Below are 17,882 nucleotides of genomic sequence, written 5' to 3' on the forward strand. Positions count from 1 at the left end.
CAATGGATTTGGTTGTTACATTGGCAAGCTATATCCAAGAGCGATTCGGATCAAAGCTTCAAACCGCTCGATGCCACACTTTCAATGACATAACGCTGCAGGATAAGGAACAAGACAACCATCGGGATAATGGTTAAAGTTGCAAGGGCAAGGCTGCTCCCGATATAGGTTCCGTTCGGCCCTAGCGTAAAATTCGCCACGCCGATGGAGACGGTGAACATGCTGCTCTTCGATAACATGAGAAGCGGCCAAAGCAGCTCGTTCCACTTATGCATCACCGTAATGATCGACAAAGTCGCGATGATCGGTGCCGTTAGCGGCAAATAAATGCGCATGAAGATCTTAAAATGATGAGCTCCATCCATTTTGGCGGCTTCCCCCAACTCATTCGGCAGCGAATCCATAAACTGCTTCACGAGGAAGACGCCGAACGGATACGCGAGTGTCGGAAGAATAACCCCAACGAAGGAATTGATCAGATGCAGCTGATTGAACACTAGAAATCGTGTAAATACGATAACTTGATCAGGCACCATCATAGCGGTGAGAATAAGGAGGAGCCATATTTTCTTCCCCCTGAACTCCCCTTTGGCCAGGGCATACCCTGCTAGCGTGGCGCCCGCGATATGACCTGCCACGGAACCGGCAACTATAATAAGCGAATTGAGATAGTACGTGCCAATCGGCAAGGATTTGAAAATCAATGAGAAGTTCTTCCACCCGAACTCTTCCGGAACGATGCGGGGCGGGAAGCTGAGCCCGAAATTCGCATTCACGTCCAGCGAGATGCCTATCATAAGCACGAACGGATAGAGAAAGACCACGGCCAGCGCCGAAAGTACGAGCAGCCGGACCATTTCCAACGCTTGATTGCGTCTTGTCATTCGAACCTGCCTCCTTTCATCGTTCCGATCTCCGGGAGATCTTCAGATTGATGATGGTGATGATCAGAATCATGAGGAACAGTGCGACCGAAGCCGCTGAACCGTACCCGTACTGGGACTTCTCCATCGTTTCTTCATAGAAGAAGAGAACGATGGTTTGCAGTGAGCGGAGCGGACTGCCGGAAGCCCCGCCGAACGTATACACATCATCGAATCGCTGGAAGGCGCCGATCACGCCTGTGATTAATAAGAACCACAGAATGGGTTTGACGCCAGGTATCGTGATATACTTCATTTCCTCCCAGCGCGAGGCGCCGTCCACCCTTGCCGCTTCGTAATAATCTTTGGAAATCGACTGCAAGCCCGCCATCCAGATCAAGATATTAAAGCCGACCGACTGCCACAGCGCTAATGCAATGACAACCCATTTGATCAGCGTCGGATCATTCACCCATGGCTTCGCCTCGATGCCGAACCAGGAGAGTACATAATTGACCGTACCTGACTGGTCGGGGAAGAACAGGACCTTGAACACCAGCACGACGGCTACCGCTGAAGTCACATTCGGCAAGAAGTAAATGACCTTAAGCAGTCCTTTCCCGTACACAGCCCGGTTGATCAGAGCAGCCAGCAGGAACGACAACGGCAGCCCAAGCAGTAGTCCGAACAATCCCATGTACAAGGTGTTATAGATAGCCAGGAAGAAGTTCGGATCTGTCAGAAGGTGCCTGTAGTTAAACAACCCGGCGAAATTATCCAGACTTCCGTCATTCGAAACGTAGAAGCTGAGAAGTAATGTTTTGACCATCGGGTAGTAGCTGATCAATGCAAGTACGCCTACGGTCGGAAGCAGATAAAGGTACCAGGTACATTCCTTCACGAATTGACCCATGGCTGGAGAGCTCCGCTTGGAAGCCTGAAGAGCCTGCCTCGCATCTGTGACCGCACTCCCGTATCTCGTCGGTTTCATGGATGAACCCTCCTTATAACGGCTTTACGGTAAGTGAACGGGTTACTTCTGATCAGCAGCTTTGTTCTTGGCGAATTCATCCAGGACCTCTTTTTGTGCGGTATCCAGTGCTTCTTTAGCCGGTGTACTTTTCAGCAGCACCTTCTCCATGCCGCGTGTCAGTGCAAATTTCGCTGTCGTGAACCAGATTGGCGACATGTACTGCGCTTGGCTTACCATCTTGAACATCTTCTCGTCGTTGCCATCCGGCTTATAGTCCGGTCCAAGCGATTTCGTCGAAACCGGCATCGTGTTCTTCGTTTCCCAGAGGAAGCGCTGGCCGTTACCGACAGACATCCACTTGACGATTTCCCAAGCAAGGTCTTTGTCTTGCGTGTTCTTGACCATCTGTACGCGAATGCCGCCGAGGAAACCGCCGGTTCCTTGAGGCCCTTTGGGAATCATGGCCACATCGTACTTGTCGAGCATTTTGAGCGATTTGAATTTCTGCAGCTGGATCGCCGGCAGATTAATGTACATGGCAATATTATTCTTCGGTGTGGACCACTTCTCGGCACCTTGCCCCTGCATCATGCCCGGAGGGGTATAAGGCATCAGTGATTTGTAATACTCAACCGCTTTGATCATGCCCTCGCTGTTCAGCGTGACTTGGTTGAGATATTCCTTGTTGCCCATTTTGCCCATGTCCGCTCCGAATGTATTGGCGATAATAGAGACTGCGTAGCCGGCCTGGTCGCCGGGAATCCGGGTGTATATGCCGAAGGTTTGCTCGCCTGTTTTGGGATTTTTGCCCGTCAGCTTCTTCGCCTTCTCGAGCACTTCATCCCAGGTCGGATTCTCAGATAGAGGCGGAACTCCGTAATCAGCGAATATCGTCTTGTCAAAGTAAATCCCCGAGCCGTCTACGGCGATCGGCAGTGCATTATTAACCGTCTTCCCATTCTGATCCACTTCTAATGGTCCGGTCAGGAGCGTCGGCGATAAATACAAGTCTTTGCTCCATTCCTTATCTTTTTCCAGGAACGGCGTCAGGTCCTCGCTCAATCCCTGGTTCCACATGAATTTACTGTCCGACTCTATGGAAACATCGATTTGGCGCGATTCGACCAGCGCTTTCGCTTTGGCCTGATGATCCTTGTACGGGTAAGTCACAACCTCGAAGTCGATGTTGGGATAATCCTGCTTGAGCCGTTTCTTCAGCTCGTCTGCCCCGTAGACCATTTCCCCCGTGAGGGGATCCGGCGCGGTTTGATCGTTCAGGCCGACATACCCGATTCGAATTTTCCCCTTCAGCTCCGGCTTCGGTTTAATCGGAGATGTCGACTTCCCCGCCGCCTCTCCTGCTGCACTTCCGCCTTGTGCAGCATCCTTGCTCTCTCCAGTGCCACAGCCTGCGGAAGTTACTAGCAGCAATGCTGCCATCGATAACGTTAGCCATTTGCGTTTCATGATTCGGCCTCCCTCGTTCTTCTGTATACGGTACCGCTTACATCCTTATTGTAGCGGAGACCGGACAAGATTGTTAGGCGGCCTTGTTTGGATTATGTGGGTTATGTTTGGCTAGTTGCTAATCGGCGGCGCCTTCGCCGACCGGAAGGTTAAGCAGAGCGGCTTCGTCGAGCCGCAAGCCGTATTTCATGCCGATTTCATTGAGCTCGGCGGCTACTTTGGGCGGAAGGAGGATGCCTTCCCGCTTGCGGGCTTCCGTCTGTCTCCGCTCCATATCCCCGGGAACCATAATCTCCGTCACGCCGGGCGCTTTCGGTTCACTTTTTATTTGGCGGATATACAGGTCCACCCTTTGTTTGAACAGCTCAAGCGGAAGGAAACGGCTGATATCTACAGCTATGAAAAAGTGGCCTACATTCTGCGGTTCATCCCAATTCTCATACATGTTGTTCACGTACTGCCCATAGCCGGCTCCCGTTAGAACCCCTGATAAAATATCGATGAACATCGAAATCGCGTAGCCCTTCGGACCTCCGACCGGCAGCACGGAGCCTTCCAAGGCAGCCTCCGCATCCGTCGTCGGGCGGCCCTCTTTATCGATGGCCCAGCCCAGGGGAATCGCTTCCCCCTTCTGTGCCGCCATGATAATTTTGCCTCGGGCTACAACGCTCGTGGCCATGTCCAGAATGAAGGGATTCTCTTCACCCGCCGGAACCCCGATACATAGCGGATTGGTGCCGATGAACGGGCGAACTCCCCCTGTCGGCGGCATCGTCTGGGAGGCGTTCGACATCACGAGCAGAATCAAATCTTGTTCAATCGCCTTCTGCGCATAATAAGCTCCCGTACCGAAGTGATTGGAGCCCTTCACCCCCACGATAGCAGCACCGTACTGCTTAGCTCGCGCCATTGCGATATCCAGAGCGTAGCTGCCCACGACAGAGCCGAAGTTGTTACGCCCGTCGATCAGGGCGGTGCTGCCATGCTCGGATACAATCTCCGGTTCAGCCTGAGGATCCATCATCCCTTTTTCCACACGCTTCAGATAGATGCCCGTTCGCACGACGCCATGCGATTCGACTCCGCGAAGATCCGCTTGAATCAAGGACTCCGAGACGATAGAGGCACGGCCTTCAGGCACGCCGGCGCGAATGAATACGTCCCTGCAGAAGGACTGCAATTTCTCCCAATCATACGTAAGCGGCAAGCTCATAGCCCTTCACAACCCTTCTGTTGTAACGTTTGATCCACCCAATCGCGGTTCACCGTACCCTCCTCGATGGACTGTAAAATAAGCTGCTCGCGTACCTGCTGTTCGCGAATGAGCTTCAGCAAGCCTTCCGCTTCTCTCAGCGGAACGACGGCCAAACCGTCCTCGTCGCCAACGATAATGTCGCCCGGCTCAATAACCATCCCGCCGACAGAAACAGGGACGTTAATTTCTCCAGGACCGTCTTTATAGGGTCCACGGTGAGTGATCCCTCTTGCGTAAACGGGGAACGTGTCGTTACCAAAGGCCGCCGTATCACGAATCGCGCCGTCTATGACGAAGCCGGCGATCTGCTTCTTCTGCGCTAGACGAAGCATAATTTCACCAACGATCGCATTCGTCGTATCACCGCCGGCATCAACGACGATAACGTCTCCAGGCTCCGCCAAGTCGATCGCCTTGTGTACCATGAGATTGTCACCGGGTCTAGTCTTCACGGTCAAAGCGGCGCCCACGAGCCTGCTGCCTGCCTGGTGATAAGGACGCAGCCCTGAGCATATAGCATGTAAGCGATTTAAATTATCACTGATATGCGGGGTAACGACATCTTGGAACTGATGAAGCAAAGATGAGCTCGGGCGCTCGGACCGCTGCAGAATACGAAAACCTAAATTGGGCATCATAGCACACTCCTTGAGAATTTGTTTGAGTTCGTTCGTTTGGATAAATAGGAAGTACAATTCCGTTGCTTCTTAGGTTTATCGTTTTAGGAAATCGATTTACAAGTAAAATTTAACATGTTTATTTCAATTCGGCAAGCGATTTCGGCAAAAAAAAGACCCGGCGGAAACTATCCGTCGGGTCTTTATGGGCTGCTTCTATGTGGTGAATATGCTTGAATATGCGTAACAGGCAATAGCGGTCTTGCGGGAATGCAAGCTGCCGGTTCTATCCGCTAATCATGGTTCTAGGAACTGGAATGATTACCGCTCGAGCTTCTAGCGATCAAATTCGGCTTCAACACGACATGCTTCGGTTTGCGCACGGTCTTGGAGCCGATTCTCTGGATCAGGTTCTTGGCTGCAATCCTGCCCATCTCATAAGCCGGCTGCTCGATCGTCGTTAACGGCGGATTGAGATGCTTGGCCCAAACCGTCTCATCGTATCCGATTAAGGCGATCCGCCCCGGAACTTCGATGCCAAGCTCCTTCAAGCCCTCCAGAATTTCGAGCGTCATCATATTATTCGTGGAAAAAATGGCATCTGCATCCGGCTCTTGCCTAAAGAAATCCAACGCGCTCTTCTTGGCCCTACCGGCTGCATTCTCGACGCGAATGACCGATTGCTCCGTGACTTCAAGCCCATTGTCCCTCATCGCTTCTTGGAAGCCGAGGATGCGCTCCTGCCATGTGCTGATGCCTTCCGGCTCGTAGACGAAGCAGACCGGCCTCCGTCTGCCCATCTGGATGAAATGTTCGACAGCCAGCCGGGCGCCCTGCATATTATCTACAACAACGTCGTCAACATCCAAGTCCGATATGCGGCGGTTAATGACGAGAAGAGGATACTTCTTCTGTACGATTTCGGTATATAACTCTTTATTGTTGACAGTCGGATTGACAATGATGCCATCCACCTGGCGCATCTGCAAGCCTTCGATCAAACCTGCTTCACGTTCGGAATCTTCATTGGAGTTGCAGACCATGAGACTATACCCTGACAGCCGGCACGTATCCTCAACACCTTCCAACACCCGGGACCAGAACGGGTTGCTTAAATTGGATAGAACAATGCCGATAATGTTCGTCCTCATCTGCTTTAATCCCCGTGCCATCGGGTTCGGACGATAGTTCAGATCGCGAATGATCTTAAGAACCCGCTCTTTGGTTTCTTCCGTCGCTTGCGAATAGTTCCCGTTGAGGATTCGTGAGACCGTTGTTTTGGATACTCCGGCCATTTTAGCCACATCATCGATGGTTACTTTCAATGAAATTCCTCATTTCATTCCGTGTATACGCTGCATATAGCAACGTTTTCATCTAATAAATATACCAGATTGCTCTGTACAATAAAAGGCGGATATTTCCTTGCCCGATGGTCAGATCGGCAGGTGAATATCCGCTTGGTACAAAGAACCTTCGGTTCAGCTCTTTGTTCTTAAATAACCGTATGATCCAACGCCTTGCCCATTGCCTCATAGATTCTTTTGCGTCCCGCCTTGTCGTTCTTCAATTCTTGATGCGCATATTTGGCCACTTCATAGGCAAGCTTGCGAGGAACAACGATAACGCCGTCGCCGTCCGCTACGACAACGTCGCCGGTTCGTACGACAACACCGCCGATATTGACCGGCACATCGAGCGCGTCGAAGCGGATGCGCCCTTGATCCATTTTCTGCGATATGAATTTGGACCACACGGGCACTCCCTGCAGGATGCACTCATCCGTATCCCTCACACCGCCGTTGGTCAAATAACCGACGATCCCGTCTTTCATCCCGCCTAATGTATTATTGGAGCCCAGGATGCCCACGTCGACGCCATTTTGGTCAATAACCATGAAATCGCCCTTCGTGATGCTCTTATGCCATGGGTCGTAGCATACTTCCTTATAGTACCAACTCGCCCACTTCGTATATTCTTCAGGTGTCATGCTAGGCACGGCTTCTTCATAAGGGACATATCGGGCTGTCCGGGCAATCCCGACCACACGGGTTCTGAACAGCGGACGAATCTCATAATGGACGGACCCATAATGATGCATCATGTTCCAATCCATGCCATCGCGGACATCGGCAACCCTTAGATCTTGATATAGCTCCAAAATCTTCTCTCTGTCATCCATGTTCATTCATCCCTTCGCTCGTTTTTTATGTTCAAATGACGGTATGATCCAGTTCCCTATTCATCGCTTCGTAGATGCGGCGTCTGCCTGCCTTATCGTTCTTCAATTCCTGGTGCGCGTACTTCGCTACCTCTACAGCTATTTTCCTCGGTACGACGATGACGCCGTCGCCGTCGGCCACGATCACATCCCCCGGATGCACAACGACGCCGCCGATCTGAACCGGCACATCGTTCGCATCGAATTGGACACGTCCCTGATTCATTTTCTGAGAGACGAACTTGGACCAAACCGGAACCTCCTGAAGAATCAATTCGTCCGTATCGCGAACACCGCCGTTCGTGATGAAGCCAACCGCTCCTTGGGAGAAATATTGCAGGGCATTATTGGAGCCCAGAATGCCTACATCCACACCGCTCTGGTCAATCACGACGAAGTCGCCCGGCTCGGAAGCTTTCATCCCTTTATTATTCGTAATGTTGGCATAGTACCATTTGGCCCACTCCGTATATTCGTCCGGCGTCATCTTCGGGATTTCCCCCTGATAAGGAATGTATCTGGAGGTTTGCGCAATTCCAACCGCTCTTGTACGGTAAAGCGGACGGATTTCGTGGTGTACGGTACCATAATGATGCATCATGTTCCAATCCATGCCATCGCGGACGTCGGCCACACGTAAATCTTGGTAAAGCGCCAACAATTCCTGCTTTTCCTCTTTGGACATTTGATCCTTGCTCATTTGCTCACTCTCCATTGCCTGGATTTATATTTTCATCCTCGAAAATGGTGTACAGCAGCATCTTCAAGGAATAAAAATCTGTCGCCATGCTTGTTTAAACACAAGCTTCTAGCCTTTCAATCCGCCTGTCGAAATGCCTTCTATCAGATATCTTTGGAAGAAGATGAACATCGCAAATACAGGGACAAGGGACAGGATGGACATCGCAAACAGTGCCCCCCATGAGTTATCCCCCATGGAATCGGTAAACATTCGAAGCGCCAAAGCAATCGGAAATAAGCGGATATCGCTGATATACAGCAGCTGGCTGAAGAAATCGTTCCAGGTCCAGATGAACGTAAAGATCGAAGTTGTCATTAAGGCTGGAACCGTGAGCGGGATGATTAGATACCAATACATCTTGATCGGGCCGCACCCGTCGATCTCAGCCGCCTGATCCAATTCCCGGGGCAGAGAACGGATGAATTGTACGATTAAGAAGATGAAGAAAGCTTCAACGCCGAGGAATTTCGGCAAAATTAACGGCAGATACGTATTGATCCAGCCGAATTTATTAAACATGATATACTGCGGGATGACAGTGACGTGAAAAGGCAGCATCAACGTCATCAGCATGATGGCGAACAGCGCTTTTTTGAGAAAGAAATGCAGCCGGCCGAAAGCGTAAGCCGCCATCGAGCTGGAGATCAGATTTCCGATGATGCACATGGCTACCAGGAAGAAGGTATTGAGAAAAAAATGGCCGAACGTCACTCCGGATAATCCGGTCCAGCCTTGTTTATAGTTATCCAATGTGATTTTATCCGGAATCAGCGACGTATTCGTAAAAATCTCCGTATTCTCTTTGAAGGAGCTTACGAGCATCCATAACAGCGGATAAATCATAATGACGCAACCCGCTATAATACAGGCATGGAGGACATATCGGGAGGTTCTGCGCTTAACCAAAGGGATCACCTCTATTCTTGATAATAGACCCATTTTTTCGATGTAACGAAAAGCAGCGATGTGACAAACGCAATGGTAGCGAGGAGCATCCATGCCATAGCCGCAGCATAGCCCATATCGAATTGGGCAAACCCTTTCTGGTACAGATACAAGGTATAGAATAAGGTGGAATTCAACGGACCGCCGGTGCCGCCGCTTACGATAAAAGCAGGCGTGAAAGCCTGAAACGCGTGAATGATCTGCATGACAAGGTTGAAAAATAGAATTGGAGTCAGCATGGGGAACGTAATACTCCGGAATTGCCTGAACCCGCCTGCCCCATCGATTGTCGCCGATTCATATAAATCGACCGGAATTTGCTTTAAGCCGGCTAAGAAAATGACCATGGCGGAGCCGAATTGCCAGGTTGACAATACGATCAACGTGTAGAGCGCCGTGCTCGGGGTAGCGATCCAGTTCATGCCTTCCATCCCGAAAACATGCAGAATCTTGTTAATCAATCCTTCCCCGCCAAAAATTTGCCGCCATAGCAAAGCAATGGCTACACTGCCCCCAAATAATGACGGGACATAATAGATGGCCCGGTATATGCGTAAACCGCGTATCCCTTTGTTCAATAGCAGCGCAACGGAAAGGGCAAATGACAGAGCAAGCGGCACGGCCAAGAGGACGTAACCGGTTGTCACTCGAATGCTTTCCATGTATTTCTTGTCGTGAAACATATCGCTGAAATTGCCGAAGCCTATCCATTGCGGCTGTGAGAACAAATCATACTTGGTAAATGCCAAGTACAGCGAGAACCCCATAGGGAATGCACTTAAACCAATCAATCCGATCAGCCAAGGCGTCAAAAATAAATAACCGATCCAGTTGTTTCTCAAGAACGTCTTAATAGCCGTCATGACTTCACTCCCAAGGTTGCGGCCGGATGCGCCTGTATGCCGTTAACATCCGGCCGCAAGAATGAATGCGATCATTTATTTATTCAATATAGCGGTTGCTTTGGCGATAAAATCCTTGGCTCCCTGATCAACGGTGCTTTTGCCGAACGCAACCGACTGTGCAGTCTCGAGCAGCAGGGAACGAACGGCGCCTTGGCCTGCAGGCGGAAGCGGAAGCTGACCTGCCGTCTTAAGGCTCGTCTGAATCGCATCCGTTGTTCTTTGCTCGGCTGGAGTCAGCAGCGGCTTGATTGTTTCATTCCCCTTGGTCGAACCGAGAGCGCCCTGCTCCAATTTAAACACCTTCTCGGCTTCCTCGTTGTTAACGAAGAAATCGATGAAGCTTGCGGCTGTTTTGGCCTGCTTGGAGTTGGCCGAGACGGCTAAGTAAGCGCCTTCGACGAATTCGCCTTCCTTGCCCTTCGGATCAGACGGCCTCCGAAGCGCGCGAACCTCACCATCTTTGATATAGTTCTGGTACAGCGGGATCTGATTGAACGGGAATACCGTCAGGGCAAGCTTCCCTTTAACGAATAAGCCTTGGTCAAGCGATACCGTTGAATACTGCTCGGTTGTAGCCGCATCCGGTATCGCTTTGATTCGGCGAAGCTTATCCCAGATCGTGAACCATGCGACCATATCGTCTTGGCTGATCCCCAATTTGCCTTCCCCTGTAAACAGCTCCTTCCCTCTCTGGCGGGCAAAAACCTGAAGGCCTGTGATATCGCTGCTGTTGTCGCCTGCCGCCCAGACACCGGGCTCTTTGATCGCTTGTTGAAGCTCCGTCACCTTCGCGGTGAAGTCGTCCCACGTCCAGTTGTAATCAGGATATTTGACGCCTAATTTATCAAACATCGCCGTATTGTATTCCCAACCGGTCATCGTCACGCCCTGCGCAACCATTAGCGTTTTCCCGTTCACTTTGCCGGCCGCCTGCACCGCTTCCGGAAAGTCCTTCAGATTGATGGTGCCGTCCTGAACGAATGAGCCCAAATCAAGCAGCGTATTGCGGCGTGCGTAATCCGCCACATAAGTCGCATGCATGCCCACGACATCCGGCATGTTCCCGCCCGCCGTTTGGGTAGCCATTTTATCCCAATAATCATTAAAGGAACCGAACTCCCTCACGATTTTGACGTTCGGATGCTGCTTCTCATACATGTCCGCGATGGCGTTATACTTCTCGTGCCGCTTCCCATCCCCCCACCACGCGAAGCGGATGGATACCTTCTCTTCGCTCTTGTTGGCTGCCGCTGCCGTCTGGGCCGGAGCCGCCGTCTGGGCTGGCGCCGCAGACGAGGTCGTACCGGCTGGAGCGGAGCCGCTGCTGCATGCTGTCAGCCCGAAAGAAGCAAGTAGAGGAATAAATAAAAGCGCTTTCATTTTCTTCATGTAAAGCCCTCCTTTTTGGATAACCCTTGTATCCGCACTATTCCTTTAACCGTTGCCCTGCTTGGTTCCTGAAATAGCTTAGATCAATCTTCATAGCTTGCTGCGTTGTGAGAATTCTGAGGATGGAGGATGAGACGGGTTGCTTCAAACAGTTGATTTGCGGTGAGTTTCATGAGGTTAATCGATTTAGTAAATCGATTTCTTCCCTCATTCTAAAACACAAACTTCACGATTGTCAACAGGAAATCGATACACTAAATCGTTTTCCTAACTTTGCCGAACGTGAGCATTTCTCGATATTTCGTTCATTCCCTAAGCTACGCATGAACGAATGCCAAAAACCATCGCCCGGTTCCTGCAACGATGGTTTCACTATATGTCCACTATAAGGTTGTCAAAATCAATGCCCCAACGCTTTCACACCTTGGTTATCATAGAAGAAAGGCCCGCGTGTCCAAGCGCACATCAGATGCATAAGGAGTTCTGCGGTCATTCGTTCCCGAATTGCGTGCCAGCGTTCATCCTGGAATCCGTTATGCCATTCGTGGGGATCCTCCTTCAGGTGGTATAATTCCCCTTTAAGCTCATCGATCCTGGTCACGGCATCCTGCAGAGTTCCCGGCAAATACAGAATCAGCTTCCAGTCCTGCTTGCGCCACATGAAAGCCGGAGCGGCGAACAACCCGCTCTCCGTCTTGCGATGGAACTCGCAGAAGGCTCCCACCCGTTGTTGATCGCCGAGCAGGTCCAGCCCGGGAAGCAGTGGATTGCTCTCCGCACCCGCCGCCCTCGCCAGTGTCGGCACAAGATCGATGAGCTCTGCCGGACGTTCATCGACCGTCCCCCGCTTCGCTTCGGGTACCCAACTGCCGGCAAGCATCATCGGGACCCTGACGCTGCTCTCATACAAGCAGTATTTGCTGAAGCGGAATTGCCGTTCACCCAGCATCTCCCCGTGATCGGAAACGAAAACAATCAAGGCATTATCCAGAATGCCCTTGGCTTCAAGCCCCTCCAGGACCTGCCCGAAGTAGTGGTCCAGCCAAGAGCAATTCGCCCAGTAACGCAGTGTGGTTCTTCTCCGCTCCATACGGCTCATGCCTTCCCATACTTTCCTCCTCTCCCAGTATGTGCTGCCAGGAACATCCGGCTCCGATACATGGGTATCCGGTTCCGTCTCCCAAGGGGGTTGTTCTATGTCAGGGATATCCTCCAGCCGGTACCAATCCTCGAATTCCTTGGGCACATTGAATCCTGCATGCGGTTTAAGGAAAGACAGATACAGGAATAGCGGTCTCGAGGAATCGATCCCGTTCGCGATGAAGCTTTTGCACTGCTCCGCAACCCAACCGTCCCGATGCCGGTGCATCGGCACTTGGCTGGTACAGCCGATATAGCCCAGCGCATTCTCTTCCCCGCTCCCATAGTGACGCGTTTCCTCGGAATAAGCCTGAAGCCCTTCGGGATCGTCGTCTCCCATCATGACGGCCCCCTCTTCATAATGGCCGCTATCCCGTGACAAGCCCACCGCCCGTACTTCGAAGCCGCGAGTCGGCGGATTGGCGTTTCGCAGCCCATGGTTCCAATGGGTTTTGCCGAAGCCGGCCGTCTGATAGCCCTCCCGACGAAGCAGCTCCGCCAGGGGCAGCGCCGGCAATTGATCTTCGTCATAAAGCCCGCCGTGATTCGTCCGCACGCCGAGCTGCGAAGGATACAAGCCGAACATCATGGAGCTGCGGCTGGGGACGCACATCGGCGCTTGGCAAACCGCCTGGCTGAATACAATGCCGTTCTCCGCTAATTTATCCAGTGTAGGTGTGTAAATATGCTCGTTGAATTTTCCGATGCAGTCCCAACGCTGCTGGTCCGTCATCAGAAAGATAATATTGGGTCTATGATGAGACATTGTATTTCCTCTTTCCTCCAGGTCATCAACCTTTGATAGAACCGATCATCGCTCCCTTGGCAAAATGCTTTTGCAAGAAAGGGTATACGATCAGAATCGGTACCGTCGCCACCATAACCGCCGCCATTTTTAACATTTCCGAAGGCGGCGGCTGCGTGGAAACATCGAAAGCTTCGAGATCGGTATTGCTTGCACTGATCAACATATTTTGCAGCAGCACTTGAATCGGCCACTTGCTGGGGTCATTCAAATAGATGAGTGCCGAAAAGAACTGATTCCAATAGCCGACTGCATAAAACAAGCCAAAAGCGGCCAGTGCCGGCATCGAGAGCGGCAGGATGATCGTAAACCATGTTCTGAGCTCGTTGCTGCCGTCTATCGATGCGGACTCATCCAGCTCTGCCGGTATCTGTTCAAAGAATGCCTTCATAAGCAGTACGCTCCAGCCATTAGCCAGCGCCGGTATGATCAGCGACCATATGCTGTTAATTAGCCCTATTTGACGGACGAGCATATAGGCTGGAATTATGCCTGGACTGAACAGTATGGTAATCAGAACGAGCACCAGCACCTTCCTTCTTCCACGCATTCTTCGGCGAGAGAGAGCGTATGCGAGCATGGAGGTTACGACTAGCGACAGCGCCGTACCGACGACAGCTAAGAAAGCACTATTGCTGACCGAGCGAACGAAAGCCTTGGCCGACAGCAAATAGTAATAGGAGTCCAAACTCCAATGGTTCGGAAAAAGCATCCAGCGCCGCTGAAGAAATTCAGAGGGCTCCGACAACGATACGATCAGTACGTAATAGAAGGGAAAGCATGTGACCAGCGCCATGGCTCCAAGTGCCATGGCATTGAGAATTTGTAACGTTCTGTCTCCCCATCCAGCTTTAATCCTTCTCACGGAACAGATATCCCCCTTTCCTAATAAATTCCACCCTGTCCCAGCCTCTTGGCTATATGGTTGGAGATCAGGACAAGGATAAGTCCTATCAATGATTTGAATAACCCGACAGCCGTACTGTAACTGAACTGCCCGCGCTGAATACCGGTTCGGTATACGTACGTATCGAATACTTCCGCAACCTGCGAAACCGCACCGTTATACATCAGGAAGATTTGTTCAAACCCTACATCCATGATATCGCCCAGCCGGAGAATCAAGAGAATGACGACGACACCTCGCAGAGCAGGCAGCGTTACGTGCCAGATCTGTCTGAGCCTTCCGGCTCCGTCCATGCGTGCCGCTTCGTAGATTTGAGGATCGATCCCGGCTATCGCAGCCAGGAAAACGATCGTCCCCCATCCCGCTTCTTTCCACATCGACTGCAAGGTCACTATCACCCAGAAGAAATCCGGATTGGTTAAGAAGCCGATTCGCTCTCTCCCCATCGCTTCGAGGAGATGATTGACAAGGCCTTCTCCCTTGGCGAACAGCGTGAAAGTCAAGCTGGCGATGATGACCCAGGACAAGAAGTGCGGTAAATACAGCACCGTTTGAACAAGCCGTTTATAAATCATGCTTTGCAGCTCGTTCAACATGATTGCCAGGAGGAGCGGGAGCGGGAAAAAGAACAATAAATTGAGCAAATTAATAGCCAGCGTATTCCGGAGCAATGTCCCGAAGTCCGGTGTGGCAAAAAATGTGCGGAAATGCTCCAGACCTACCCATGAACTTCCCGAAATTCCCGCAAATGGTGAATAGTCCTGAAAGGCAATGATGACCCCCCACATCGGAACGTATTTGAAAAAGAGGAAGAACACCATGCCCGGCAAGGCCAGCAAATAAAGATACGGATTGTGGCGAACATCGCGGATTAATTTCCGGATATAGGATTGCTTGTTAGCTTTGCCGGGACGGGCCCGATGTGCGTATTGGGTTTCGTATCGCAGTCCCGTTTGCTCCATGATCGACTAGCCTCCCTCTATTTTCCGCTTCGCTTCTGGTACGCGCTTGATATTTCTTCGGTCGCTTTAATAAACTGCGGATCGCTTTCCGTCTTTTTAACCAAAGCGTCCCATGAGGATAAAGGCTCCTGACCAATAATAATTTTGGCTTTGAGGTCGGCGATCCGCTTCTCCAAATCAGGGAGCAGCTTCTCAGCTGCCGGCGAATACAGTCCTACGCCAATATCCGGTACGCTTACTTTGACGCGTTCGGCATCCACCTTGGCCCTCAAATCTTCCAAATCCTTCAACTGCTGATTCGCTGGAGGAGGGTTTAATGCAGGATCGATCGAATTCACGATCTGATTGAAGTCCGAAGCATTGTCCGCTTGCAGCTTCTCCGGAATCGTAACCTTCACGCCGTCTTTCACTTGGTAATGAACGCCCTCTATGCCAAAGCGCTGGACGGATGATACCTCTGTCGTTAACCAGGTGTCGACAAGCTTGAGAATGCTCTTCAGCTTCTCTTCCGGCACCGACTTCGGTATGGCAAGAATTCCATTGAAGCCAGTCCCCTTAGGCACATAACCGTTAATAGATGCCAGCGGGTAAAAGTCTGCTTCCTTATACGCAGGAACTATTTTTTTGAGATCCGGCGCAAAAATTTTGGGTCCCGTACCCGTCTTGTCAATAACGGCCCCGGCTCTGTTCCCCTTGTAGAGGTCCCGTATTTGCGTGATTTTCAAAGATAATTGATCCTCCGGCAAAATCTTTTCTTTATACAGCTTTGCCAAGTATTCAATTGAATTTCTCGTTTCCGGCAGAAACGGCGCATAGGTCAGCTTGCCTGCGGCTTCCTTCCACGATCCGGTTACTCCGGTGAAGATGCCCTGAAACGTCCCCGTCAAAGTATCCATATCCGTGGAAAGCCCGAACGTGTCCTTTTTGCCGTTCCCATCAGGGTCTTGTTCAGCGAATGCTTTCAGCACCCCATAGAGCTCATCCGTCGTTGCCGGCGGCTTCAGCCCTAGCTTATCGAGCCAATCCTTGCGCAGAATGAGGAAAGAGACATCGTTAGCGTCACGTCCTCTGGGAATGCCGTAATTTTTCCCATCCTCTAGCTTGGTCAGCTCCCACGCTACATCGGGAACCCCGTTCTTCAAGTTCGGGTAATCCTTCAGATAGGGTGTAAGATCCCAGATAGCCCCTTGTCTGACCAAGCTTCGAAAGGATGGATTAAACGGATCGCTAATATAGGTCAGATCGGCTATTTGCCCTGAAGCCAGCGTAATGTTCAACTTGTCATTATAAACATTGTTAGATATCCATTGGATGTTCAACTTGGAATGGGTTAATTTTTCAATCTCACGCTTCAGTACGTTATCGTCTGCGGCCGGAGGGGTGCTTGGCGTAATGGTCATGATGCTGACCTCGACGGGACCCGACTGTGCCGATCCGCCGGCTGCGCTCTTCGCCTGATCTTTGCCGGCCGTTGAAGACGCGGGGCCTCCGCAAGCCGTTAACGCTAATGCCATTAGCGCAAGGACCGGAACAATCCTCATTTTCAGTGGCTTCTGTCCGTTAAATTGCATGTTATCCATCTCCTATCAACAAAACATAGTATTCTGCTAGGTTTTGTATTATTTATACGTTTATATTATCCTAAAAGCCGGCATCCATTTTGTTCAATAAGGACAGATATCTTGCTAATCATGCCAAAAAAATAAAAAAAACAGGAAGGACTATATCCTTCCCGATTTCGGATAATATGCGTCTTTCCGCGCTTGCTTGCGGTATCCGCTCGGCGTACTGCCTGCTATTCTAACGAACAGCCGGTTAAAATGAGAGGGATCGCTGAAGCCGACAAACGAAGCGATGGAGTCGATGCTCCTGCTAGTTTCGGTTAGCATTTGCTTGGCTCGTTCGATGCGGATCAATTGGAGAGTTTCCGTAATGCTTTTGCCGGTTTGTTGACGGAAGATACGGTGCAAATGCCTTGGGCTTATCGTAAACCTGCCGGCCAGCATATCTGTTGTGATTTTCTGTTCGAAATTGTTTTCGAGGTAGGTGTTGACATTGCGGGCCAATATTTCGTGTCCGATCATGAAAGGCTTGTTCATATCGATCGGGTTCGGACGATTGGCTATTCTCGACAGACGAATCATGAGGTGGATTAACAAATGCGAGACGATCAGGTTGGCCCCGGCCTCATTCCTCTTTTGCTCCCGAATAATGGTTTCCAGTTGATCCAGCACATCTGTAGAGTCAATGGACGATAAGGATAGCTTCTTCGGGAAGCGCTCGTTAGCCTTATAGAAGGGAAGAATATATGGCAGCTCGAGCAAGGCCTCCTCATTCGTTGGCAGCATGGAAGCGATGGCTTCACGGCGAAACAGACAATTGACGATTTCCAGACTGAAATCCTTGACATCCGGGAAGTCGTGACTTTCCCCCGGCATAATGATAAAGACATCCCCTGTCCGCAATTCATAGTCGATCCCTTGGATCCTATGCCTGCCCCCGCCCTGTACGACATAAACCAATTCAATAAAGTCGTGCCCATGCTCCTCAAACAGATTATGTTGTCCATGCGAGGATCGCTGCGCCCAAACCTGATTCTCATATCTCTCGTATTCTTGAAAAAGCTTGATCTGCATCCAGCCTGTACCTGCCTTCCTTGTTTAAAGAGCTCAGCTCCGTTGAGAGGCCCCT

Annotated in this window: 16 protein-coding genes; all 16 read right to left on the reverse strand. The window is 50.9% G+C overall.

Features of this window, described 5'->3' with window-relative positions; all coding sequences use genetic code 11:
- Positions 1 to 50: 50 nt before the first annotated feature.
- On the reverse strand, positions 51 to 884 hold the full coding sequence (locus tag PUT07_RS20035; protein WP_274470158.1) for a carbohydrate ABC transporter permease: 834 nt from the start codon (positions 882 to 884) through the stop codon (positions 51 to 53).
- Between the two features lie 16 nt (positions 885 to 900).
- On the reverse strand, positions 901 to 1,854 hold the full coding sequence (locus PUT07_RS20040; RefSeq protein ID WP_274470159.1) for a carbohydrate ABC transporter permease: 954 nt from the start codon (positions 1,852 to 1,854) through the stop codon (positions 901 to 903).
- Positions 1,855 to 1,896: 42 nt separating this feature from the next.
- Positions 1,897 to 3,303, reverse strand: a complete 1,407-nt coding sequence (locus tag PUT07_RS20045) for an ABC transporter substrate-binding protein (protein WP_274470160.1) — start codon at positions 3,301 to 3,303, stop codon at positions 1,897 to 1,899.
- Between the two features lie 118 nt (positions 3,304 to 3,421).
- Positions 3,422 to 4,516, reverse strand: a complete 1,095-nt coding sequence (locus PUT07_RS20050) for an Ldh family oxidoreductase (RefSeq protein ID WP_274470161.1) — start codon at positions 4,514 to 4,516, stop codon at positions 3,422 to 3,424.
- The gene (locus PUT07_RS20055; RefSeq protein ID WP_274470162.1) at positions 4,513 to 5,196 is read right to left on the reverse strand and encodes an RraA family protein; all 684 of its coding nucleotides are present in this window, start codon (positions 5,194 to 5,196) and stop codon (positions 4,513 to 4,515) included. Before PUT07_RS20055 ends, PUT07_RS20050 begins: the two co-directional genes overlap by 4 nt.
- A gap of 284 nt (positions 5,197 to 5,480) precedes the next feature.
- Positions 5,481 to 6,500, reverse strand: a complete 1,020-nt coding sequence (locus PUT07_RS20060) for a LacI family DNA-binding transcriptional regulator (RefSeq protein ID WP_274470163.1) — start codon at positions 6,498 to 6,500, stop codon at positions 5,481 to 5,483.
- A gap of 170 nt (positions 6,501 to 6,670) precedes the next feature.
- On the reverse strand, positions 6,671 to 7,357 hold the full coding sequence (locus PUT07_RS20065; RefSeq protein WP_274470164.1) for an RraA family protein: 687 nt from the start codon (positions 7,355 to 7,357) through the stop codon (positions 6,671 to 6,673).
- A gap of 31 nt (positions 7,358 to 7,388) precedes the next feature.
- Entirely contained in the window at positions 7,389 to 8,096 is a 708-nt protein-coding gene (locus PUT07_RS20070; RefSeq protein ID WP_274470165.1) for an RraA family protein, read from the reverse strand.
- 108 nt (positions 8,097 to 8,204) lie between these two features.
- A complete protein-coding gene (locus PUT07_RS20075; RefSeq protein WP_310188310.1) occupies positions 8,205 to 8,981 on the reverse strand; it encodes a carbohydrate ABC transporter permease in 777 nt (258 codons plus the stop codon).
- A 74-nt stretch (positions 8,982 to 9,055) separates the two neighbouring features.
- Complete coding sequence (locus PUT07_RS20080) at positions 9,056 to 9,946, reverse strand: carbohydrate ABC transporter permease (RefSeq protein WP_274470167.1); 891 nt, start codon at positions 9,944 to 9,946, stop codon at positions 9,056 to 9,058.
- 75 nt (positions 9,947 to 10,021) lie between these two features.
- Positions 10,022 to 11,377 carry an ABC transporter substrate-binding protein gene (locus PUT07_RS20085; protein ID WP_274470168.1) on the reverse strand — a complete coding sequence of 452 codons (1,356 nt, stop codon included), beginning with the start codon at positions 11,375 to 11,377 and terminating at the stop codon, positions 10,022 to 10,024.
- A gap of 400 nt (positions 11,378 to 11,777) precedes the next feature.
- The gene (locus PUT07_RS20090) at positions 11,778 to 13,283 is read right to left on the reverse strand and encodes a sulfatase family protein (protein WP_274470169.1); all 1,506 of its coding nucleotides are present in this window, start codon (positions 13,281 to 13,283) and stop codon (positions 11,778 to 11,780) included.
- Positions 13,284 to 13,308: 25 nt separating this feature from the next.
- On the reverse strand, positions 13,309 to 14,178 hold the full coding sequence (locus PUT07_RS20095) for a carbohydrate ABC transporter permease (protein ID WP_379240373.1): 870 nt from the start codon (positions 14,176 to 14,178) through the stop codon (positions 13,309 to 13,311).
- A 29-nt stretch (positions 14,179 to 14,207) separates the two neighbouring features.
- Positions 14,208 to 15,191: an ABC transporter permease gene (locus PUT07_RS20100; RefSeq protein WP_274470170.1), complete on the reverse strand. Its 984-nt coding sequence runs from the start codon at positions 15,189 to 15,191 to the stop codon at positions 14,208 to 14,210.
- Positions 15,192 to 15,208: 17 nt separating this feature from the next.
- Complete coding sequence (locus PUT07_RS20105; protein WP_274470171.1) at positions 15,209 to 16,762, reverse strand: extracellular solute-binding protein; 1,554 nt, start codon at positions 16,760 to 16,762, stop codon at positions 15,209 to 15,211.
- Positions 16,763 to 16,912: 150 nt separating this feature from the next.
- Positions 16,913 to 17,827: an AraC family transcriptional regulator gene (locus PUT07_RS20110; RefSeq protein WP_274470172.1), complete on the reverse strand. Its 915-nt coding sequence runs from the start codon at positions 17,825 to 17,827 to the stop codon at positions 16,913 to 16,915.
- Positions 17,828 to 17,882 lie beyond the last annotated feature (55 nt).

This window comes from Paenibacillus sp. MAHUQ-63 (assembly GCF_028765165.1).
Taxonomy (GTDB): Bacteria; Bacillota; Bacilli; order Paenibacillales; family NBRC-103111; genus Paenibacillus_E.